Source organism: Chromohalobacter sarecensis (assembly GCF_023061135.1).
Taxonomy (GTDB): domain Bacteria; phylum Pseudomonadota; class Gammaproteobacteria; order Pseudomonadales; family Halomonadaceae; genus Chromohalobacter; species Chromohalobacter sarecensis.
Genome location: NZ_JAKGAN010000005.1, coordinates 126,192 through 148,101, shown reverse-complemented (window position 1 = coordinate 148,101; position 21,910 = coordinate 126,192). Strand labels below are relative to the sequence as shown.

20 protein-coding genes are annotated in these 21,910 nt (G+C 62.0%); 8 read left to right on the top strand and 12 right to left on the bottom strand.

Features of this window, described 5'->3' with window-relative positions; translation table 11 throughout:
• The first annotated feature begins 19 nt into the window (after positions 1-19).
• Entirely contained in the window at positions 20-886 is an 867-nt protein-coding gene (locus tag L1071_RS09815; RefSeq protein WP_246973824.1) for a WYL domain-containing protein, read from the top strand.
• Between the two features lie 112 nt (positions 887-998).
• Here L1071_RS09815 and L1071_RS09810 read toward each other — a convergent pair whose 3' ends face one another.
• The 3 genes from L1071_RS09810 to betT form a co-directional block, all read right to left on the bottom strand.
• Positions 999-1,997 carry a type II toxin-antitoxin system HipA family toxin gene (locus L1071_RS09810; protein ID WP_246973814.1) on the bottom strand — a complete coding sequence of 333 codons (999 nt, stop codon included), beginning with the start codon at positions 1,995-1,997 and terminating at the stop codon, positions 999-1,001.
• A 241-nt stretch (positions 1,998-2,238) separates the two neighbouring features.
• Positions 2,239-2,574 carry a helix-turn-helix domain-containing protein gene (locus L1071_RS09805; protein ID WP_281504520.1) on the bottom strand — a complete coding sequence of 112 codons (336 nt, stop codon included), beginning with the start codon at positions 2,572-2,574 and terminating at the stop codon, positions 2,239-2,241.
• Positions 2,575-2,799: 225 nt separating this feature from the next.
• On the bottom strand, positions 2,800-4,863 hold the full coding sequence (gene betT / locus L1071_RS09800) for a choline BCCT transporter BetT (RefSeq protein ID WP_246973811.1): 2,064 nt from the start codon (positions 4,861-4,863) through the stop codon (positions 2,800-2,802).
• 255 nt (positions 4,864-5,118) lie between these two features.
• Here betT and L1071_RS09795 point away from each other — a divergent pair, with 255 nt between their 5' ends.
• From L1071_RS09795 to L1071_RS09780, 4 genes are read left to right on the top strand one after another with little or no spacing between them, the layout of a single operon-like run.
• Positions 5,119-5,259 (top strand): hypothetical protein, encoded by a 141-nt coding sequence (locus L1071_RS09795; RefSeq protein ID WP_246898324.1) that lies wholly within the window; start codon positions 5,119-5,121, stop codon positions 5,257-5,259.
• Positions 5,256-6,005: a metal ABC transporter ATP-binding protein gene (locus L1071_RS09790; protein ID WP_246973798.1), complete on the top strand. Its 750-nt coding sequence runs from the start codon at positions 5,256-5,258 to the stop codon at positions 6,003-6,005. Before L1071_RS09795 ends, L1071_RS09790 begins: the two co-directional genes overlap by 4 nt.
• Positions 5,990-6,904, top strand: coding sequence for a metal ABC transporter permease (locus L1071_RS09785; RefSeq protein ID WP_246973787.1), 915 nt, complete (start codon positions 5,990-5,992; stop codon positions 6,902-6,904). Before L1071_RS09790 ends, L1071_RS09785 begins: the two co-directional genes overlap by 16 nt.
• Positions 6,905-6,950: 46 nt before the next feature.
• Positions 6,951-7,946, top strand: coding sequence for a metal ABC transporter substrate-binding protein (locus tag L1071_RS09780; protein ID WP_246973784.1), 996 nt, complete (start codon positions 6,951-6,953; stop codon positions 7,944-7,946).
• A gap of 86 nt (positions 7,947-8,032) precedes the next feature.
• Here the strand turns inward: L1071_RS09780 and L1071_RS09775 are convergent, their stop codons facing one another.
• Together L1071_RS09775 and gloA are read right to left on the bottom strand one after the other, a co-directional pair.
• Positions 8,033-9,685, bottom strand: coding sequence for an OpgD/OpgG family glucan biosynthesis protein (locus L1071_RS09775; RefSeq protein ID WP_281504519.1), 1,653 nt, complete (start codon positions 9,683-9,685; stop codon positions 8,033-8,035).
• A gap of 197 nt (positions 9,686-9,882) precedes the next feature.
• Positions 9,883-10,416, bottom strand: a complete 534-nt coding sequence (gene gloA, locus L1071_RS09770) for a lactoylglutathione lyase (protein WP_246973781.1) — start codon at positions 10,414-10,416, stop codon at positions 9,883-9,885.
• A 225-nt stretch (positions 10,417-10,641) separates the two neighbouring features.
• Between gloA and L1071_RS09765 the strand changes: the two genes are divergently transcribed.
• From L1071_RS09765 to L1071_RS09755, 3 genes are read left to right on the top strand one after another with little or no spacing between them, the layout of a single operon-like run.
• Complete coding sequence (locus tag L1071_RS09765) at positions 10,642-12,741, top strand: FUSC family protein (protein ID WP_246973774.1); 2,100 nt, start codon at positions 10,642-10,644, stop codon at positions 12,739-12,741.
• Positions 12,731-12,958, top strand: coding sequence for a DUF1656 domain-containing protein (locus L1071_RS09760; protein WP_246973771.1), 228 nt, complete (start codon positions 12,731-12,733; stop codon positions 12,956-12,958). Before L1071_RS09765 ends, L1071_RS09760 begins: the two co-directional genes overlap by 11 nt.
• A gap of 4 nt (positions 12,959-12,962) precedes the next feature.
• Positions 12,963-13,907, top strand: coding sequence for an efflux RND transporter periplasmic adaptor subunit (locus L1071_RS09755; protein WP_246973768.1), 945 nt, complete (start codon positions 12,963-12,965; stop codon positions 13,905-13,907).
• Positions 13,908-13,958: 51 nt separating this feature from the next.
• Here the strand turns inward: L1071_RS09755 and L1071_RS09750 are convergent, their stop codons facing one another.
• Genes L1071_RS09750 through L1071_RS09720 form a run of 7 tightly spaced genes read right to left on the bottom strand, consistent with a single transcriptional unit; the run spans position 13,959 to position 21,811 of the window.
• Positions 13,959-15,722, bottom strand: a complete 1,764-nt coding sequence (locus tag L1071_RS09750) for an ABC transporter ATP-binding protein (protein ID WP_246973751.1) — start codon at positions 15,720-15,722, stop codon at positions 13,959-13,961.
• Positions 15,723-15,730: 8 nt separating this feature from the next.
• Positions 15,731-16,678 (bottom strand): acetamidase/formamidase family protein, encoded by a 948-nt coding sequence (locus L1071_RS09745; RefSeq protein WP_246973748.1) that lies wholly within the window; start codon positions 16,676-16,678, stop codon positions 15,731-15,733.
• Entirely contained in the window at positions 16,678-18,294 is a 1,617-nt protein-coding gene (locus L1071_RS09740; protein ID WP_246973745.1) for an ABC transporter substrate-binding protein, read from the bottom strand. Before L1071_RS09740 ends, L1071_RS09745 begins: the two co-directional genes overlap by 1 nt.
• A gap of 19 nt (positions 18,295-18,313) precedes the next feature.
• Positions 18,314-19,240 carry an ABC transporter permease gene (locus L1071_RS09735; protein WP_246973742.1) on the bottom strand — a complete coding sequence of 309 codons (927 nt, stop codon included), beginning with the start codon at positions 19,238-19,240 and terminating at the stop codon, positions 18,314-18,316.
• A complete protein-coding gene (locus tag L1071_RS09730; protein WP_246973739.1) occupies positions 19,240-20,088 on the bottom strand; it encodes an ABC transporter permease in 849 nt (282 codons plus the stop codon). Before L1071_RS09730 ends, L1071_RS09735 begins: the two co-directional genes overlap by 1 nt.
• Positions 20,085-20,672, bottom strand: coding sequence for an ANTAR domain-containing response regulator (locus tag L1071_RS09725; RefSeq protein WP_246973736.1), 588 nt, complete (start codon positions 20,670-20,672; stop codon positions 20,085-20,087). Before L1071_RS09725 ends, L1071_RS09730 begins: the two co-directional genes overlap by 4 nt.
• Positions 20,669-21,811: a transporter substrate-binding protein gene (locus L1071_RS09720; RefSeq protein ID WP_246973724.1), complete on the bottom strand. Its 1,143-nt coding sequence runs from the start codon at positions 21,809-21,811 to the stop codon at positions 20,669-20,671. The genes L1071_RS09725 and L1071_RS09720 overlap by 4 nt, the downstream gene beginning before the upstream one ends.
• Between the last annotated feature and the right edge of the window lie 99 nt (positions 21,812-21,910).

The following is a 21,910-nucleotide window of genomic DNA, read 5'->3' as shown; positions in this document are numbered from 1 at the left end:
AGACCATGGGGGATGCATCATGAAGGAAACATCGCCGCTCGCCTGGGACACGCAGGCGCGTTATCACGTCATCGAGCTGTTGGCGTACTGGGAGGGTCGCGTCACGGCCGCCGCGCTGCGCGAGGCCTTTCAACTGGGCAAGGACCGGGCCCAGCAGGTGCTGCGCACTTATCGCGAGGAAGTCGCTGTGGATAACCTTGTCTACGATACGTCGCGCAAGGCGTGGGTGCCGACGTCGCATTTCACGCCGTATTTCATTCGCGGCCATGTGGATGAATATTTGCACCTGCTCGGCACGCACGATGCGTTGAATCCGCAGTTCGTGGGGCTGGGTCTGGGCGCGGCCAATACGGAATCGGTTCCGATGCCGATTCGCGATGTTTCGCCGGAGGTGGTGCGGGCAGTCGTGTCGGCGGCGCGTGAAAAGCAACGCCTGGAAGTCGTCTACGCGAGCTTTTCTTCCCCCCAAGGCGAGGACAGGCTCATTGCCCCGCACACTCTGGTCTATGCCGCAGGGCGTTGGCACGTTCGTGCGTATTGCGAGAAGAACGTCGCGTTTCGTGATTTCGTCCTATCGCGCTTTCGCGATGTGCCCGAGGCCATCGGCGATGCATTGCCCGCCGCCGCCCCCGCCAACGATACCGCCTGGACACAACGCCTCACGCTGGAAATCATCCCCGACCGGCGGCTCAGCGAGGCCGAGCAAATCCTGATCGCCCAAGACTACGCCATGACGGCACGCGTGCTGGAGATCACCTGCCGCTGCGCGCTGGCTCAATACGTGTTGCGTGAATACGGCATCAACCATCGCCATGTGGAAGGCGACCCACGTGCCCAGCAGATCGAACTCGGTAACCGCGAAGCCCTGCGGCAATGGCTTTATTGACGCAAGAAGTAACGGCACATGGCAGCATAGTCCTGATAATCAACCAAGATGGCGTCCTCACCCTCAAAAGTGAAGGTGAGACAACACTTCCCGTTGAACGTACAAGACGCCTTTACAGTGCCAGCCCTCGCTGTAAGTCAGCATGCTCGAAGGCGCTGGTCATACGCTCGATCTCGGCCGAGCGTGCGCCAACCGCCCTGGCAGTATCCCGCCAAGTGGCCGTTACCAACGCAACTTCCTTGATGATCCGCCGAGCCTTCGCCAGCGTGAGCCCAAAATAGCCGGATGCTGCCTCCAGCAGATCGACCGAGCAGGTGCTCTCGTCGAGATCGATGTTCGTCGTTAACACCCGCGCCTTGAGGTCACTGGGAACCGGGTTGAGGTCATAGGCCGGAGCGAGTGACCATCCAGCGTTCCCCAACCACAGAAAGCCGTGATTGCGCAGATGATCGTCGACATTGGAGATCATCACGCTGAAGACGACGCGCCGATAAAGGGCGTGCGCATCTGTCCTTCCTTGAGCACCATGCGCGGTCAGGGCATCGACCATCTCGGGATAGCTGCCAGGTTCGCCATCCCTGGCGCCCATCATTGCCATCGCGGAAAGAAACGGGATGCGGGTGGTGCCGTCTCGGTCGAACCGCCTTGAGAGCATGACGGCCCGACCTCCCACGTCGACCAGGTCGTGCTGCGGCGTCACGATGCCCGCCTGGTTGGCCAAGCGGAGCGCGATTTCCTCCCAGGTCTCCACGCTATATTCGTCGGTATCCTTCGGGAACTTGGCGATAGAGAGATGGCCGTGTTGGTCGATTACCGACGCTTTCGGACGGGCACCCCCCAGGGAAGAACCGGGTGCAAAGATGAGCTGGAGATCTTCATCCGTTTCCTCATCACGCAAGACACGCTCCGTGACTTGGAGCAGCCGGCCCAGCTCGACGAGCGCGGGAACGCCAGACTGAACCGGCGCCTGGAAAGATTCCTCGCCCACTCGGCGAAAACGCAGGGCGCCAAGCCGGGTCTCATCCGCGACTCCCAGCAGATAATCGCTCTCGGCAAGCGTTCGAACATTGCGACCTTCCCGCGCGGCACGCCTCCGCTCGGCACGCTGCATGAGACGCCGGCCCCAGGTATCAGGGGCCGAGTCCCCAATTGAGCCGAAGCTGGTCAGCCCCGCAGGCGGTGCAAAGGCCCCACGCGTTAGCGCAAGAGCAGGCTCCAGTGAGAAGCGATCCGGAGACTCGAGCCATGCGGCGTCGTATTCGAAGAGAATCCTCTCCGTGCCGCGAACGCGATTGCACCTGGCCAGGCCGACTGGAGATGTTTCTCCATTAAGATCGATATGCACTTCGAACTCAGTCATTGCGTGAAGACCTCGGTGATCGCGTCAACACGACTCGCTTGGGCAGCTCGGCGCTGGAAAGCGCCTGACCAACGCTGTCGTTGCCAATATCAGCGATGTGAGCAAGCCCATCGAGAAGTCCCAACGCCTGCAGAACGCTAGCATAGATACCGATGCCGACACTGGCGTCACCCGCCTCGATTCTCTGCAGGGTCGAACGCGAAGTGAAAGCACGTTCCGCAACGACGGCCATGGTAAGCCTACGCCGGCGTCGCGCATCGTAAATGTCGGCCCCAAGCTTGCGCAGCGCGCGCCGCACAGCTGCCGGAGGATTGTGAGGAGTCGCCATATGACACCTTCGCGCTACATAGTGATCTATTATGTAGCACGAAGTTCACATTAATGCCAGTTCAGCCATACGCAATGGTCTTTACCTTCGCTCGGGGCGAATCAGCGACTGCTGCAGACAACGACTTTTCGCGGCCATACACACAAGAACCCCCGACCGCGTCGCGACCGGGGGCAAGCATCTTCATAACAAAGGTCGGCCGCATAACGGCCGACCGGGCACGCCTTATGCAGGCGGCTGTTCCGGGCTGTCGGGCATGTTGATGTTGCCCGGCTCGATCCGGTTGAGGTGCAGGAACTGCATGTGCAGTTCGTACTGGTCGAGGATGTCACTGATCACCTGGTCGCGGGTGTAGCCCATCAGGTCGTAACCCTGGCTGCCCTCGAGCAGGTAGACCTCCAGACGGTAGTAGCGCGAGTCAGCCTGCGGCGCATGCATCGCGAAGCCGGGCGTCGAGAAGCTCTGGCTCCAGATCTGGTAGGTAAAGTTCTGCTCGTCCTCGAAGTCGACATTGAGCGACATGTAGTCGTCGCCGTTCTGCACGCCTTGGTGGATCTCGGCCGAGACGCCTTGCTCCTGCAGGGAGTCACGCACGGCTTCCATGGCCGGCTTGCAGGTGTCGTCCATGAAGCGCCGTGTCTGCTTCTTGCCGGGGAAACTCATGGCACGCTTGAGGCGCTGCTGCCAGTTGCGCGCGTCGCGTTCACTACCACCGCCGCTACGCCCGGAAAGCTGACCAGCCAGGCTCAGACGCCGGCTGTCTTCCTTGAAGGCCTCGAGTTTCAGTGCCTTGAGAAGTCCCGCCATCATGAAGAACAACACGATCGAGAACGGCAACCCGGTAATCACCACCGCGCTCTGCAGGGTCGTTAGCCCCCCGGCGAGCAATAGCGACAGGGTTAGAATGCCAATCACCGCCGACCACAGAATGCGCATCCAGATCGGCGCATCGCTGCTGACGTTCTTGAGCTTCGAGGTGAAGTTCGAGAGTACCAGCGCCCCGGAATCCCCGGAGGTAATGAAGAACACGATCGCCAGAATACTCACCGCAGCGGTGCTCACAATCGGCATCGGATACGATTCGAGGAACAGATAGATCCCCGCCGGCGGATTGTTCATCACCTGCTCGCCGAACTCGCTGGCACCGTTCATCGCCATGTCGATGGCGCTATTACCCAGCAACGACATCCACAGGAACATGAAGATGATCGGCAGCGTCATGGTGCCGAGCACGAAGGTGCGGATGGTACGGCCGCGCGAGATGCGCGCCAGGAACAGCCCGACGAACGGCCCCCAAGCAATCCACCAGGCCCAGAAGAACAGCGTCCAGCCGTTGAGCCATTCGGTCGGCCGGTCGAAAGCATAGGTGTTGAACGACAGGCTGATGAAGTTGGACAGATAGTCGCCGACATTCATCACCAGTGCGTTGAGCAGGAAGATCGTCTTGCCTGCGAACAACACGAACAACAGCAGCAATACCGCAAGCAGGATATTGAACTCGGAAAGGCGGCGAATGCCACGCTCTACCCCGGTCACCGCGGAGATAGTCGCAAACAGCACGATGCCCAGCACCAGCACCACCTGCGTCCAGGTGCCTTTGGGAATGCCGAACATGTAGTCCAGGCCGAAGTTGAGCTGTATGACCCCGATGCCCAGGCTGGCGGCAATGCCGAAGACCGTGCCCAGCACGGCGGCAGTATCGACCACGTGGCCGATGATGCCGTAGATCTTATCGCCGAAGATCGGGTAGAGCGCACTACGGATGGTCAGCGGCAGGTTGTGCCGGTAGCTGAAGAAGGCCAGCGACATGCCTACCAGGGTGTAGATACCCCAGCCGGAAACCCCCCAGTGCAGGAAGGTCAGCTCCATGGCGTGGCGGGCCGCCGCAACTTGATCATCAGGCGCGTTGGGCGCGTTGTAGAACTGCGTCAGTGGCTCGGCCAGGGCGAAGAAAATCACGCCAATGCCGATCCCCGCAGAGAACAGCATCGCCGCCCACGAGAAGATATTGAAATCGGGTCGCGAATGCTCGGGCCCCAGGCGGATCTTGCCGTAGCGCGAGAACCCCAGGTAGATCACGAAAGCCAGATAGATCACGACGGTCAGGAAGTAGTACCAACCGAAGGTATTGGAGATCCAGCCGAGAATGGCGTTGATGATCGAGTTGGCCTGGTCGGTCGCAAGCATCACCCATAGCGAGAAGGCGACGATGCCGACCACCGAGCTGTAGAACACCGGCCCATTGAGGCGGTCGCGTGACGGCGCCTCTTCATTGGATTGTGTCGTCATAGGAATTCCTGATCTGGTTCAGGCAAGGTTTGCGTTCACGGCAGCGTGCGCACAGCTCGCCACTCCGCTATTACTAGCTTAGAAGCAATACGGAAAAGTGCCGTTTATTGAACAGGCGTATTAAGAAAACAATTCTTTATCACTCAGTCAAGCCTTGTGGCATGCCAACGTGGTGATCCAGAGAGCGATCATGAACACAGTGCTTGGCAAAAGTTTTGTTATGTTATAACCTCCCCGGCATTCAAAGGAGTCGTTATGTCACATCGTCACCGCCCGGATGGGCCTTGTCATTTTTCACTGATGTCGATGGGCGCGGGGCGCCGCGTGCTGTTGACGCTGCTACCGCTGGGGCTGCTGTGGTTGGCCGTGGCGTGGGCCATGGGAGCCTTTGCATGAGTCGCCTGAGCCTCGAGGCGCTGACACTGGCCCAGGGCGGGCGCACGGTACTGGAGAACATCAGCGGCACTTTCGAGGACGGCGCGATCACCGCGCTGGTGGGTGCCAATGGCGCGGGCAAGAGCACCTTGATCCAGGCTATCATGGGCTTGCTGACGCCCCTCAGCGGGAAGGTCAATTGTGGCGTGCCCAAGGAACGCCGTGCCTGGTTGCCGCAGCAACTGGCGCTGGACTTGACCTTTCCAATGAGTGTCGAGGAGTTGATGCTCAGCGGTTGTTGGCCCACGCACGGCACCTTCAAGCGTTACGGGCCGGCCGATTACCGTCGCATGCACACCATCATGCAGCGCCTAGGCTTGAGCGGCCTGGCGCACCGTCCCTTGGGCGAGCTTTCCGGCGGCCAGCGCCAGCGCGCCTTGCTTGGCCGCACGCTGATGCAAGAAGCGGAACTGCTGCTGCTCGACGAGCCGTTCGCCAACGTCGATACGCATACCGTGGAAATTCTCTGCGATACCCTGCGCGAGATGGCCAGTGCTGGCGCCACGGTGATCGTGGTCCTGCATGACATGGAACAGCTGGCGCAGTTGGCCGATTGTGTCTTGCTGCTGGCCAGCGGCCACGCTCAATGGGTCGAGCCAGAAACGCTGCTCGAGCGGCATCATGCGCCGGCGCGTCGCCACGCGCATACCCAGGCCCCCTTTATTTCCCTGAACCTGCCGGACGTTCCGCCATGCTCGACCTACTGACCACGCTGAATGCGTGGTTGCTCGCCCCGCTGACCGACTACGCCTTCATGCGCCGCGCCCTGGTCGGCGGCTTGGCGCTGTCGCTGGCCGCGCCGCCGCTAGGCGTGTTCTTGATGCTTCGCGGCATGAGTCTGGTAGGTGACGCCATGGCTCACGCGGTGTTGCCCGGCGTGGCGCTGGGCTTCGTGCTCGCGGGCTTCTCGCTGCCGGCGATGAGTCTCGGCGGGCTGGTCGCGGGCTTGCTGGTCGCCGGCCTGGCCGGCAGCGTGTCGCGCATGACCGGCCACCGCGAGGACTCGGCGATGGCCAGCTTCTATCTGATCTCCCTGGCATTGGGGGTGATGCTGGTCTCGCTGCGCGGCAGCAGCGTCGATCTCACCCACGTGCTGTTCGGCTCGATTCTCGCCATCGACGACACCGCACTATGGCTGATCGCCTCAGTGGCCAGCGCCACGCTGCTGGTAATGGCATTGATCTTTCGCGTGCTGGTGGTCGAATGCCTCGACCCGTTGTTCCTGCGCGGCCAGGGCATTCGCGGCGGCCTGGTACATGGCGTCTTCCTGGGGCTGATGGTGCTCAACCTGACCGCTGGCTTTCAGACGCTGGGCACGCTGATGGCGGTGGGCCTGATGATGCTGCCCGCCACCACCGCACGCTTCTGGACGCAGCGTCTCGAAGGCTTGATCGGCCTGGCGATCCTCATCGCCATGGTCTCGAGCACCGGCGGCTTGCTGGTCTCGTACCACCTGGGCCTGCCCTCCGGGCCGTGCATCATCCTGGTCGCTGGCATTGCCTATCTCGCCTCGGCGCTGTGCGGTCGCCACGGCAGTCTGCTGGCACGCGTACGCCGCCGCGCCGCACCGCTGGAGACAGACGAGAACGCATGCAAGCCGTCATGAGCGCATCACACCTGGCTACCTTATTTACCGACAAGAGGGAAACTGCATGTCCAAGTCTTTGACGTTACTGCTCTGCACCGCCGCTCTGACGCTTTCTAGCGCGGCGCGTGCCGAGGCACCGCTGGATGTCGTCGCCAGCTTCAGTATTCTCGGCGACATGGTCGAGAACGTCGGCGGCGAGCATGTCGATGTCACTACGCTCGTCGGCCCGGATGGCGACGCTCATGTGTTCTCGCCCAGCCCTACCGATGCGCGCGCCGTGGGCGAAGCGGATCTATTCGTCGTCAACGGCCTGCATTTCGAAGGCTGGCTGGACCGCTTGGTGGAAGCCAGCGGCTATGCGGGGCCAATCGTTGTCGCCAGCCAGGGCATCGACGCCCTGAGTTTCGATGAAGAACGCGAGGGACATGCCGACCACGACCACGACCACGACCACGACCACGACCACGACCACGACCACGACCACGACCACGACCACGACCACGACCACAGTCATGATGCCGACCACGATCATGGCCCGGAAGACCCGCACGCCTGGCAGGACCTGCAGAACGGCAAGCGGTACGTGGAAAACATCCGCGACGCGCTTGTCGAAGCGGACCCCGAGCATGCCGATGACTATCGCGACAATGCCGAACAGTATCTGGACGCCATCGGCACACTAGACGACAAGATTCACCAGCGTCTGGAAGCCATTCCCGAAGACAATCGGATCCTGATCACCAGCCATGACGCCTTCGGCTACTTCGCCGACGCCTATGCTCTCGAGATCCTCTCGCCCGTCGGCCTCTCCACATCGGCCGAGCCGAGTGCCGCCGATATGGCCGAGTTGATCCAGCAGATCCGCGAACGCGACGTCAAGGCACTATTCCTCGAGAACATGGCCAACCCGGCGCTTCTCGAGCAGCTCGAAGACGAAACCGGCGTCGCCATCGGCGGCACGCTCTACGCCGATGCCCTGGCCAGCGACGGCGACGCCAGCACCTACCTCGGCATGTTCAAGCACAACGTCGACAAGCTGACACAAGCCCTCGACGACTGAGCGCCCACCCCGGAAACGACAAAGGGCGGTGCCATGGCACCGCCCTTTGTCGTATCGGTTATCAACACTTCCACCGCATTCGAATATCACTCATCCAGCGGGTGCGGCGGGTGCTCGCGCTGATCGGGGGGCGGCGGGAAGTACTGGTAGAGCCAGGTTTCACTCAGCGTTTCGTCGGCGCCTTCCAGGACCATGCGCATATCGATGGGATCGACCGAATCCTCGGTGGGATACCAGTCGAAAATCACACGAATGCCTTCGAACTCCTCGACCTGGAAGATCTGAATATCGCCCGTCTTGCCGCGCGATACTTCCAACTGCGCCATGATCGGCGGTCCATCCTTGGCAATACGCAGGATATCGCCGCCGACGTAATCCACCGCGAAGCGTCGCGCCCACTCCTCAGGATAGTTCTCGCCAGGCGCCCACCCTTCGGTGAAGTCACCCATACCGCTACGGGTCGCCCGAATTCGAGCGAGGTCGGTAGTCACCGGGGCTTGTGCACTCCAGTAAAGACGATACGCGAAGTTCAGTGAATCCCCCGGCTCAACGGCTTTGCTGGGTTTCCAGAACGCCACCACGTTGTCCATGGTTTCGCCAGTGGTGGGGATCTCCATCATCTGGATCTCGCCCTCGCCCCAGTCATTACGCGGCTCGACCCAGAGGCTGGGGCGCTCGTGATAATTGCCGACCACGTCTTCATAGGCGTCGAAGTCCCGCTCGGTCTGCAACAGTCCGAAGCCCTTGGGCGAGTCGTCGGCGAAGGCGTTGTACTGCAGTTTCGGCGGGTTATTGAGCGGACGGCAGACCCATTCATCGTTACCGCGCCACATCGTCAAACGGTCGGAATCGTGAATTTGCGGGTGAATGGTGTCGCACATGCGTCGCTGGTGAGTGCCGCAGCTAAACATGCTGGTCATCGGCGCGATGCCCAACTGTTCGATGGCCTCGCGCGGGTAGAGATGCTTGTCGATCTCCATGACCACGCGTTCCGCCTCGCAATGAATGACGAAGCGATAGGCACCGGCCACCTTGGGCGAATCGAGCAAGGCGTAGGCCGTGAAGGTCGTGCTGTCCGGCGCGGGTGTTTCCAGCCAGAAGCGCGTGTAAGTGGGGAATTCTTCCTCGGCATCGGCGAACGTGTTGACCGCCAGCCCGCGTGCCGAAATACCGTATTGGTAGGTGTCATCCACGGCGCGGAAATAACTCGCTCCCAAAAAGGAGACGATATCGCGCTCGGTCAGCGAGGGCGCCTTGAAGACGCGGAAACCGGCGAAGCCCAGTGCCTCATCATCCTCGAACTGAGAGACGTCGACGTCCGCCTCGTCATAGCGGAACAACGACGGATCGTAGTGGATCTCGCGGGCACGGCGGGAATCCGGGTCGAGGGCAAACATGCGTACCGGCTGGTTGAACCCCATGCCAACGTGGAAGAACTGCACGTCGAGCTTGCCATCGAGATCGTGCCACAGCGAGTGGCCTGGATCGTAACCGATGGCGTTGTAATCCTGCGGGTTCATATCCGCCAGCGTCGAGGGCAACTCGCGTACGTTGTTTTGATAGCTGTCGTTCGCCATCTCCTTGGCCACGCGTTGCAACCAATCGAAGCTGAAGTCACTGGACTCGCCATCGGCGATCTCAGGCATGTCGCGCGTCGCCGCCAATAGCGGCGCGGCGGGCAGTCCATAAAAGGCGGCCAGCGCCAGCGAGCGCTTGAGCAGGGTCCTACGGTCCATCATGGGGGCGTCCCTCTACCAATAAGGTGGAAGTTTCCTTGTCGTACACCTACATCAGACGTTACCCGAGACAAACGGTTCCCACGCCATCGGCGTCTCTCGTACTTTCAACGTAATATCTCCGCCATGCGCATGCCTTGGCGCATCAAAAAACCCGATGCGTCGGCACCGGGTTTTCAAGGTTCATGCGATCGCGTGGCTTATTGCCCCAGGCCTTTGGAAAGCTCGGGCTGAACGACCTCGATCCAGTAGCCATCGGGGTCCTTGACGAAGGCGACGTCCTTCATCTTGCCGTCGTCCGGGCGCTTCTTGAACTCGACGTGGTTGGCGTCGAACCAGGCCACGGCGGCATGCAGGTCCGGCACCGAGAAGCAGATATGCCCGAAGCCCTGGGGTTCGGCGTTGCCATCATGATAGGCAAAGCCTTCCTGGTCTTCGGTGCCCCAGTTGTGGGTCAGCTCGAGAAGGCCTTTCTGCGCGAAGGTGTAGGCATTGCGCTCGGCCGGGTCGTCCGGCACGGCGTCGTCATCGCCGAGGTTGGCGAGGAAGTAGAGCGTGAATTGCATTTCCGGAAAGTCGAGCTTGCGCAGCACGCGCATGCCGAAGACCCGCGAATAGAAGGCCAGCGAACGTTCGGGGTCCTTCACCCGCAGCATGGTGTGGTTGAAACGAAAGCCCTGCGTCTCGGTCGGCGGCGTTTCGACGCCGGGGTGTTGCTCGCCCTGAAAACTCATCCTGCGTTCTCCTTTTCTGTCACTGCTGTCACTGCACATATCACTGCAGAGTATTTCTCCAAGGTGAGGGCGACGCCGCAAAATTCCAGGGGCCACACCGCTCGGCCCGGCGAGATTGACGGTGAGGTTAGACATAGGTCGCACGAGCTGAGATAATTCGCAGACTAATATTTATATCGCTTTTTCCCTGATGCTCCGGCCACGCGGTCGGGGCCGGATGACGTTATGCTGCGCATTTCCACCGATCATTGGCTCTTGGCGTTACGCACCGTGCTGGCCGTCTGGCTGGCATTGTTCCTCGCCTTGCGCCTCGACTTATACCAGCCCGCCTGGGCCATCCTCGCGGTGATGATCGTGACCCTTCAGCCGGTGATGTTCACCGGCGGCACGCCACCCATCGGCATCATCCTCGGGCGCGGCGTGGCACGCTTTTTCGGCACGCTGTTCGGCGCCATCGCCGGGCTGGTGCTGATCGCGCTGTTCGGTCAGCAACCCATGCTGTACCTGCTGTTCGCTGGCGCCTGGCTGGCGTTCTGCATGTATTGGGTGATGCTCGAGCAGGACGAGTACCTGGGCTACGTGATGATGCTCAGCGGCTATACCGCCACGCTGGTCTCGTTGACCGCCATCGGCACAGGAATCGATAGCATCTGGACCGTCGCGCTGGGGCGTTTCTCGGAAACCGCGCTGGGCATCGGCTGCGGCGTCTTGATGCACCTGCTCATCGCCCCGCGCTTCGGAAGCCGGGCGTTGCCCGAGGCGCTTTCCCAATTTCTACAAAGCGCCGCCGAGGAAACCCACGCGGCCCTGGATACCCAGCGCTCCCGCGACACCCAGGACGCACGCCTCAAGACGTTGCTCGGCCATTATCAACAGTTCGAGAAGCTGCGCGGCCTCGCCCGGTTGGAAACGCGGCGTCTGAGCCACTTCATTCCCGCACTGGACCGTTTCGCCAGTGACAGCCTGGCGCTGATCACCGCCATCCGCGAGCTGGAAACCGCCATCGACTATCTGCGCGCGTGCGAAGACGGCGAGCGCTGGCTGGCGCAATTGAATGCACATGCCGCACCGCTACTCACTATGATCGCCGAGCAGCCCGCCGGCGAGCCGCTGGAAAAGCTGACGCTGCCGGACTTCGAGTGGGACGTCGAGCAGGTGAGCCCACGCAGCCGCGTGCGCGCCGAACTGGTACGTCAGCGCCTCGGGGAAGTGCTCGGCCTGCTACAGCACGGTCGACGCCTGCGTCATGCACTGAACGACCCAGCCTCGGCCAAAGTGCATACCTTGCCGCACGAAAAGCGCACTCGCACCACGCACAACGAGCACTTCGTAGCCCGCTTCAACGCCCTGCGTGTATTCGTCGCCTTCGAGTTGCTGGGGCTGTTCTGGGTCCACAGCGGCTGGCATTCCGGCTACCTGGCGATGATGCTGCTGGGCGTGTTCACCATGCTGTTCGCCAAGGCGCCCAACCCCGCCGCCGTGGTCTACCAGTTCATGTGGGGGAGTATCGCCGCCGTGCTTCTCGGCGGTGTCCTGCTCTTCCTGGTGTTGCCAGTCATCAACGGCTTCCCGCTGTTGGCCATCGCCATCGGCATTCCAGTCGCCATCGGCACCCTGCTGACACCGCATCCTCGCTGGTCGCTGATCGGACTGGCCGGCGCCATCACCCTGATGACGCTGCTCAATCTACAATCGACCTACAACTTCTCGCCGACCCGTTACATCAACGGCGGACTGGCATCGGTCCTCGGCACGGTCGTCGCCATGATCACCTACTCGCTGATGCAGCAACGCTCTCCCGCCGAGCGCATCCGCACACTGCTCGGCGCCTACTGGCAAGGCGTGGCGCGCTTGATGCGCGAGCCCACATTGCCCAACCGGGCGCGTCTGGAGAGTCGTCTTTACGACCGCCTGGGGCGCATCGTCGCTTTAGGCGGCACGGATGACACGCTGCGCGAAGCGCTCGATCTGCACGCCCTGGCGTTGTGCGTCTGGCGCATTCGACGGCTACGCGAGGAACTGGCCCCGCATCGTCAGGAACTCGAGGCCTGGCTGGATGACATCGGCCAACGCCTGACCACGCGGCGCCACCACTCGCCCGAGGTCTGGCGTCAACTCTCCGACCAGGCGCGCGAGTGGGTCGACCGCTTTTATCACGATGCCCAGCTCTCCGTCGCCACAGCGGGAGAAATCGCCATGCTGGGGCATCTCATGCGCGAGGCGCCCGGTGTCACGCTGGAGGCCCGCGCCGACGACGATGCCCAGGCCGCGTCGCTTGATCGACAAGCAACACCGCCTCGGCAGGAGACGCCGCATGTTCGCTGAATGGGCATTTATCGGCTTTCTGGTGCCGCCGCTGGCCGTCCCTGTACTCGTTGCGCTCGGGCTCTATCTTCTGCTGCGGCGGGTATTCACGCGCCTCGGCGTCTACCACTGGTTCTGGCAACCGGTGCTCGTGGACATCGCCCTCTACGCCCTACTGCTGTGGTCGGTACTCGCCCTGACCGGCGCCTTGCCGATCGCCCACCCACAAGAAGGATGACGCCATGACGCTCTCCCCGCGCGCGCGCAAGTTCGTGCGCCCGCTGCTGACACTGGTGATACTCGCCATCGCCGTGGTCGCCATCGCGCAGATCTGGAACCACTACATGCACGACCCCTGGACGCGCGACGGCCGTGTCCGGGCCGATGTCATCAACCTCGGCACCGACGTCGCGGGCCTGGTCGAGAACCTTCAGGTCGAGGACAACGACGCCGTGCAGGCTGGCGACGCGTTGTTCACCATCGACAAGAAGCGCTACGAACTGGCATTGGCCGAGGCAAAGGCCAATCTCAACAACCTCGAACAGCAACGCGCGGAAGCCAAGGCCGCCAGCGCCCGCCGCCAGAAACTCGGCGACTACGCCTCTCAGGAAGACCGCGACGACGCGCGCTTCGCCTATTCCAGCGCCCAGGCCCAGGTCGAGCAGGCCAAGGTGGCGGTCGAGCAGGCCAAGCTGGACCTCGAACGCGCCACGGTGCGCGCTCCGGTCGACGGCTATGTCACCAACCTGCTGCTGCGCCCCGGCGAATACGTCTCGGCCGGCGAGGACGCCGTCACCCTGGTCGACGCCGCCAGCTTCCATGTGCTCGGCTACTTCGAGGAAACCAAGCTCGATGCCATCGACATCGGCGCCCCGGTACGCATCCAGCTACTCTCCAGCGATGAGCCACTGTGGGGGCATGTCGACAGCATCGCGCGGGGTATCTCCGACAAGAGCCTCGACAGCCAAGGAAGCGGATTAGCGAACGTCAGCACCTCCTTCGACTGGGTGCGGCTCTCGCAGCGCATCCCCGTGCGCATCGCTCTTGACGACGTGCCCGAGGACGTCCAACTCTCGGCGGGGCTCACCGCCACGGTCTATCTCAACGATATACGTGACGCGCACCGGGACACACCGGACTGGCAACGCAGCCTCACGCGCTGGTGGGAATCGCTAGTCAGTATTTGATTCCGCCCCGCCCCGGTTGCGGCGTTATCTCATCAGCGGGGCGAAGTATGATCAGGCCATGGCGACGAAATGCCCGGCTTGTGACTCGGCATAACGCAGCGTCGGCATCTGGTGGCCACGCGGCTTGATCGGGTCGGGCACCTCCGTGACGTGCAACAAGGTCGCGAAATCCCGTTTTTGATCCACATCCGGCATGGGCACGGCGGAAAGCAAGCGTTGTGTATAGGGATGCTGCGGATTGTGAAGCACTTGCTGACAGGAACCCATCTCGACGATCTGTCCGCAATACATCACCGCCACGCGATGGCATATCTGCTCGATAACGGCCATATCATGGGAGATGAAGACGTAGCTCAAGCCGTATTCCCGCTGGAGTGATTCAAGCAGCTCCAGCACCTGAGCCTGCACCGACACATCCAAGGCCGATACCGGTTCGTCGGCGATGATTACCTTGGGATTGAGCGCCAGCGCTCGCGCGATGCAAATACGCTGGCGCTGGCCGCCGGAGAACTGATGCGGATAGCGCAGCGCCACCTCGGCCGGCAGCCCGACCTGCTCAAGCAGTTCGGCCACGCGCCGCTGGCGTTCGTCGGCGTCACCCAAGCCATGCACCAGCAGCGGCTCGCCGACCAGCTCCCCCACGCTCTTGCGGGCGTTGAGTGCGGCGAAGGGATCCTGAAATATCATCTGAATGTCACAACGTACGGCTTTGAGTTCACTGCCACGCATGCCATTGAGTTCACGCCCGTCGAGCCTGACACTGCCCGAGAAATCGAGCATGTTCATCAGCGCCTTGCCGGTGGTCGACTTGCCGCAGCCGCTTTCGCCGACGATGCCCAGCGTCTCGCCTGCGCCCAACGTAAAGTTCACGTCTTCGACGGCACACACTTCGCGACGCACCTCGAACGGCGAGCGCCGCTTGACCGGAAAGCGTACGCGCAATCCATTCACCTCCAGCCGTGTCACGTCCGTGCCATGCACGGGCAGCCGAGATGGCGCCGTCCCCAAGCGAGGCACCGCCGCCAACAGCTTGCGCGTATACGCCGATTGCGGTGCAGTGAATACTGCCCGGGCCGTTGCCGACTCTTCTACGATGCCCTGATTCATGACAACCACGTCGTCGGCCATCTCGGCGACCACCCCCATGTCATGGGTGATCATCAGCAGCGCGGTCTCGAACTCGCGCTGCAGTTCACGCATCAGCTCGAGGATCTGTGCCTGAATCGTCACATCCAGCGCGGTGGTCGGCTCGTCGGCGATCAAAACCTTGGGACGACATACCATGGCCATGGCGATCATCACCCGCTGGCGCATGCCGCCGGAGAGCTCATGCGGATGCTGCTTGAGGCGTTGCTCGACATGGGGCACACGCACGGCATCGAGCATTTCCCTGGCGCGCTGGGTGGCTTGCCCACCCTCGGCCAACTTGTGGCGGCGGATGGTTTCCTCCAACTGCTGTCCGACCGTCATCAGCGGATTGAGCGATGTCATTGGCTCCTGAAAGATCATCGCGATCTCGCGCCCACGCAGACGCTGCATGGCGCGTTCGGGCAATTCCAGCAGGTCCCGTTCGCCGTAGAGAATGGCGCCACTCGGGAGCCTGGCCATCTTGGGCAGCAAGCCCATGATCGCCAGCGACGAGAGCGACTTGCCACTGCCCGACTCACCGGCGATGCATAGCGTGCGCCCGGCATACAGCGCGAAGTTCAAATCATCGACCACGCGCTGCGTGTCGTGCTCGTGCGAAATATCAATCGACAAGCGTTCGACGGAGAGCACCCGTCGCTCGCCTGATCCCGGCTGCGTCGTCATCATCGCCCTCCTCACTCGAACACGATGCGTGGCACATAGAACGACACCACCCAGTTGGGCATGTCGACGATCTCGTTGATGCGCAGATCGCCACATACCGAGCACAGCATGTAGGCTTGCTCGGCGGGCATGTTGCGGGTCTTGACCAGCCACTCGATGGCACCGCTCAAGGCCTGGCGCGCGCCTTCCATCAAGTCCGGGCCGACGCCGGTAAAGACCTCGTAGCCGGCGCCATCGAGATGCCGCGTTACCGGTCCCGGCGTGGAGAAACGCGGCATCGCCAGTGGTGTCTGCTTGATCAGGTCGAGACGTAAAGAGACGTCCATGGCGCTTTCCAGCGCCGTTCCGCAGACTTCGCCATCGCCCTGGGCGGCATGCGTATCGCCGATAGAGAACAACGCCCCGGCGACCTCCACCGGCAAGTAAAGCGTACTGCCGGCGCCGATGTCGCGCACGTCGAGATTGCCGCCCACGCGCCGCGGCGGCACGATCGAGTGCGTGCCCGGTGCCGCCGGCGCGACGCCGAGCGTCCCGGCGAACGGTTTCAAGGGCACCCGCGCGTGTTGTCCGAACGCCGCGGGTGTCATGTGTTGTGTATCGTAGTGCCAAAGCGTCAGCGCAGGCGCCTCGAACTGGTCGGCCAGCAATCCGAAGCCGGGAATATTGGCCGTCCAGCCGAAGCCGGACGGTGTGAAGTCTTCGATATGCACCGCGAGGATATCGCCGGGTTCGGCACCCTCGACAAAGATGGGCCCGGTCACCGGGTTGATGCGATCGAAGGGCATGTCGGCCACCGCCGAGACATCGGAATCCGGCGTGAAATGCCCGCCCGAAGAGTCGTTGCAGGCGAACGACAGCCGTGCCCCCGGTGCGGCATGCGCAACCGGGGCGATGGCGTTATCCCATCCGAGATGGCATTGGTGCCCGTGAATGGTCTTGATCAATCCGTGGTCGCACATCATTTCACCCAGATATAGTCGTAGTTGACGGGGACGTGGACCGGATCCACGTACAGAGCATCGTCGCCGCCCATGCGAGCGGAATGCACGGTGAAGCGTTTCTCGTTGAAGATCGGCACCCAAGGCGCATCGTCCATCGCCGAGGTGAAGATCTCACCCCAGCGCTCGGCACGTGCTTCCTGCTGATCCGGCGCAACCATGGCGTCGGCCGCTTCGGCTTCGGCGTCCAGTTCCTCGTTGCAGTACCACGCCCAGTTCCAGCCACCAGGCACCGCACCCTCGCAACCCAGGATCGGTCCCCAGAAGTTGGAGGGATCGGGGAAGTCGGCGATCCACGCCATGCCGCCCGACCACACCATCGGCGCCTGGTCCTTGTCGCCACCCGCGGCGATCACGTTGGCCTGCGCCAGCGACTTGATCTCGGCGCGCACCCCGATCTGCGCCAGGTCCTGCTGAATCGCCTGGGCGATACGCGGCTGCGGATCGGTATTCATCACGTAGATCTCGGTGTCGAAGCCGTCGCCGAAGCCGGCTTCCTCGAGCAGCGCCTTGGCCTTTTGGACATCGTAGGGATAGCCTTCGTAATCTTTGTCGTAACCGGGCATCGCGGGCGGCAACGGCTGATTGGCGGGAATCGCACGGCCATTGATGATGCGTACGATCCGCTCCTTATTGATCGCCATATTGATGGCGCGGCGTACCTTGACGTCATCCAGAGGAGGCATGGTGACATTCATCGTCAGATAGCCGGTATGCAACTGGTTGCCACTGACCATGAGTTCCTTGAACTCAGGGTCGTTGCGGAACTGCAGGAACTGCGCTGGCGGAATGCCGTCGCCGGCGATATCCACTTCACCGCGCTGCAGGCGCATCAACGCCACATTGGGCTCCTGACCGATCTCGAAGTCGATCTGGTCGAGATAGGGAATGCCATCGCGATAGTAGTCGTCATTCTTGACGAAGGTCAGACGCTGGCCAAGCGACCAGTCTTCAAGCGCGAAGGCGCCCGTGCCCACCGGATGCTTGCCGAAATCGCGTCCCCACTTCTCGACTGACTCCTTGGGTACCACCGAGGCGAAATTGAGAGCCATGATGTGCAGGAAGGCCGCATCCGGCGCGGACAGCTGGATCTTGACGGTGTAGTCGTCGGGCGTGGTAATACCGCTAAGCTCAGTGGCATCGCCAGACGCCACCTCATCAAAACCTTCGATGGACGAAAAGAAACCGGCGCCGGGGCTTTGCGTCTCCGGATTGATCGTGCGCTCCAGCGAATACTTCACATCGCTGGCGACCATTTCACGGCCGTTATGGAACTTGACACCTTCGCGCAGATGGAACGTATAGGTCAGGCCATCCTCGGAAATCGCGTAATCCTTGGCGAGGTCCGTCTTCAGTTCGGTAGTGCCCGGCTCATAGTCCATCAGGCCGTCGAACAGGCTCTTGATCATCGACCAGTTCTGCCAGTCGTAGCCGATCGCCGGATCCAGCGTCGCCACGTTGTTCTGGTAGGTGACGATGATGTCGCCGCCGGATTGAGGCGTGTCTTGCGCGACGGCCTGTGTGCTGATCGCAACGCTCAACGCGGTGAGAGCAAAGCCTTTCAATTTGTTATTCATGGCAGGGTTCCCTTGAGGTTCAAGTTTTGGTGACGTCGATGCGCGGATCGACGAAGAGCACGGCCAGATCGGCCACGAGATTGCCCAGCACGATGGCGACCGCCGAGAGCATGGTGACGCCCACGATGATCGGAATATCCACCTGCTGGATGGCTTGCCAGGCAAGCTGTCCCAGACCGGGCCAGCCAAAGACGGATTCCACGACGACCAGCCCACTCATGAAGATGCCGATGTCGATGCCGATCATGGGAATCACCGGCACGATGGCGTTGGGCAGCACGTGGCGCAGCAGCACGCGAGCGCGTCCCAACCCCTTAGCTCGGGCGGTGCGGATGAAGTCCTGATGCAGTACGTCGATCATCGACGAGCGCACCATGCGTGAGTACCAACCGCTGCCCAGCACGCCTAGGGTGATGGCCGGTAGCAGCAGGTGCTCGACGCCGCCGTAACCGCCCAACGGAAACCAGCCGAGATAGACCGCGAAGAAATACAGCGCCAGCATCGCGGCGATGAAATGCGGCGAGGATACGCCGATGAACGAGAACGCCATCAGCACCTGGTCGAGCACCGAGTTCCGCTTGAGCGCCGCGACGATGCCCAGCGTGATGCCGATCAGAAGCTCGAAGCCGATGCCGGCGACCATCAGTTGTAACGTCGGGCCCACTCGCGAGGCGAGCAGCGTCGAGACCTCCGAGCGCTGCACGTAGGAGCGCCCCAGGTCGCCCTGCAGCAGGTTGCCCAGATAGCGGACGTACTGCTCGTAGAACGGTAGGTCCAGCCCCAACTGGTGGCGGATGTTGGCCACCACCTCGGCGGTGGCGCTGCGACCGGCGATCTGCCGTGCGGGGTCGGCCGGAATCATGTAGAGCAGCAGGTAGGTAACGAACGTCACCCCCAGCAGAATGAGCAGCGAATAGACGACGCGCTTGGCGATGTACCAGACCATTAGCTTCTCCCTTTCAGCGTGGGATCGAGTTCATCCCGCAGCGCATCGCCGACGAGGTTGAAACTCAGGGACAGTGCGATGATGGCAATGCCGGGGAACAGCACCAGCCATACCGCCGAGGTGAAGTAGGTCTGGCTCTCGAAGATGATGTTGCCCCAACTAGGCTTGGGTGGTTGCACGCCGACGCCCAGAAACGACAGCGTGGCTTCGAGCAGCACCGTGGTTGAGATGCCCAAAGTGGCCCAGACCAGAATGGTCGGCAGCAAATGCGGTAGAAGATGCGAAAACAGGATGCGCGGTGCGCTGACGCCGATGGTGCGTTCGACGGCGACGAAGTCCTTCGACGAAATAGAGATCGTTTCCGAATAAATGACGCGTGCGATCTGCACCCAGTTCACCATGGCGATGACCATGGCCACGATCCACAAGCTGGGTTGCAGGATCGCCGCCAGCGCGATGGCCAGCAGCAAGGCCGGAAAGGCCATCATTAAATCGGTCAGACGCATCAACACCGAGCCCAGCCAACCGCGCACGAAACCTGCGGTCACGCCCACCAGCGTGCCGATCACCACTGCAATGCCGTTGGAGACGACGCCGATGATCAACGAGGTTTGCGCGCCATAGATGACTCGTGAGAGTAAATCGCGCCCCAGCAAATCCGTACCCAGCCAGTAATCGGCGTTAGGTGGCAGTGGTGCGCCCTCCAGCGTCAGGCCCTCGAAGAATTGCTTGGCGGGATCATACGGTGCCAGCCACGGGGCGAAGATCGCCGCCGCCACCACGATCAAGATATAGAGCAGCGCGATGGCCACGGTCTTGCGCTTTAGCAATGCTTTGAGCACCGTCATGACGCCCCTCCCTGACGACGGACGGGCGCCATCTGCGCCAGCAACCGCTCGCTGGCCTGTACCAGGGTGAGCTGCCGTGACATGGCATCGCTGCGCAACCGCTCGAACGCCTGCGCTTCATCCAGATCGGCGCTGACCATGATGCGCGCCACGGCTCGGGCGATGAGGCCTTGATGATCCACCTGCACGGTCAGCCGGTCATGGGCGGTTTCGAGCTCGGTAATCCGTTCACGCAATGTTCTCGCCATGGCCAGCGTGGTATAGACGGTATGCTGGGTGATCGGCTTGTTGAGGATCGCCGTAGCGCCCAGTCGCCGCGCACGCTGGATCTGCGACAGCGTCTGATGGTGGGTCATCGCTACGATCGGCAGGCCCGCCGCGTGCGCTGCTTCGAGCAGACGCGGGCTGGCGAAGTGATCCAGCTCGACGATCACTCCATCGACATCGGTCAGGGCGATATCAGCATCTTCGGTCACAGCCCAGCCATGCAAGCCCAAACGCGCCAGGCTCTTGTCGAGCATCTCCTGCGAACGCGGCTCGCAGTCCACCAGCAGCAACCGGGGTGTCAGGGTTTCCGCATTCATTTCACGACCCTCAAGTGGGGCGACGTAGGCGCAGCACCGACCACGTCGCGGAACTGGAGGAGACCGGTGCGGGTCAGGTAGGGATCGGCATCCCGCACGCCGCTTTCGTGGTGCACGATGCGAAATCCCTCATCCCCCGCCTCGGCGATGCAGCACGGCAGTGCCAGATGGTTGTTGCGCGGATTAAACGCCAACTCGCCCATAAAGGTGGGATGCGGGGTTGAATGCAGCCACGCCAGCACCGCGGCCGGATCGTCGCTACCCACCGTGTCGCAGGCCCGTGCCAGCAACTGCACGGCGTTGTAGGCGTTGGTGTAACAGCTCGAATAGATCTGCGGACCATGACGTACCCGTTGACGCGCACTGAAGCCGTTGCCGGGATGATCGAACCAGGGTCCGCAAGACAGCAGGCGCACATGCCCAAGGCGAGGAATAGCCGGCAGCTCGCACTCGGTGAAGTTGCAGCTGAGCACGGTAATGGGCATTCCCTGACGCTCACAGGCGGCATCTAGCTGAGCCAGGAAGGCATAGGAGGACTCGCCGACCAGGTTGTTGAGCACGAAGTCGGTGGCGCCTTCCAGAATCCGGGTGACGATGGCGTCGAAATCGCAATCGCCGAAGTGAAAGTACTTCTCCGCCACGATACGACCATGGGCGCCTTCCACCAGCTCGCGGGCGATGCGGTTGCTCTCCCAGCCCCACACATAGTTGGAGCCGATTAGCACGCCACGCTTGCCATGCTCACGCAGCGCATAGGCCAGCAGCGGCACTAGATTCTGGCTCGGACAACCGCCGGAATAGAGCACGTTCTCGCTGCACTCGAAACCTTCGTAGGGGCAGGCGTACCACAACAGGGCGTCGTCGCGCTCGACGTCAGGCACGATATCCTTACGACTCGCCGAGGTCGTGGTGCCTACCACGTGGTTCACTCCCTGGGCCAACAAGGCCTCGACGCCCTGATGGTAGGCCTCGAGTTCACCGCGCGGGTCATACTCATGCGCCACCAGCGTCACGCCAGACGTCGCGTCGGCGTTGATGTCGGCGACCGCTTGCAAAGCGCCGCTGCGTGCATTGTTGCTGATGCGTTGATAGGTGCCGGTCGTCGAATAGAGCAGCCCGACGGGAATCTCAAGTTTCATAGCCAGCCCACAAAAAAAGCCTGAACGTCCCATGGGGCGTCCAGGCTTCGTTGCCGATGTCATTGGAATTCATTCAAGGCTTACAGGAGCGTTGTCCCA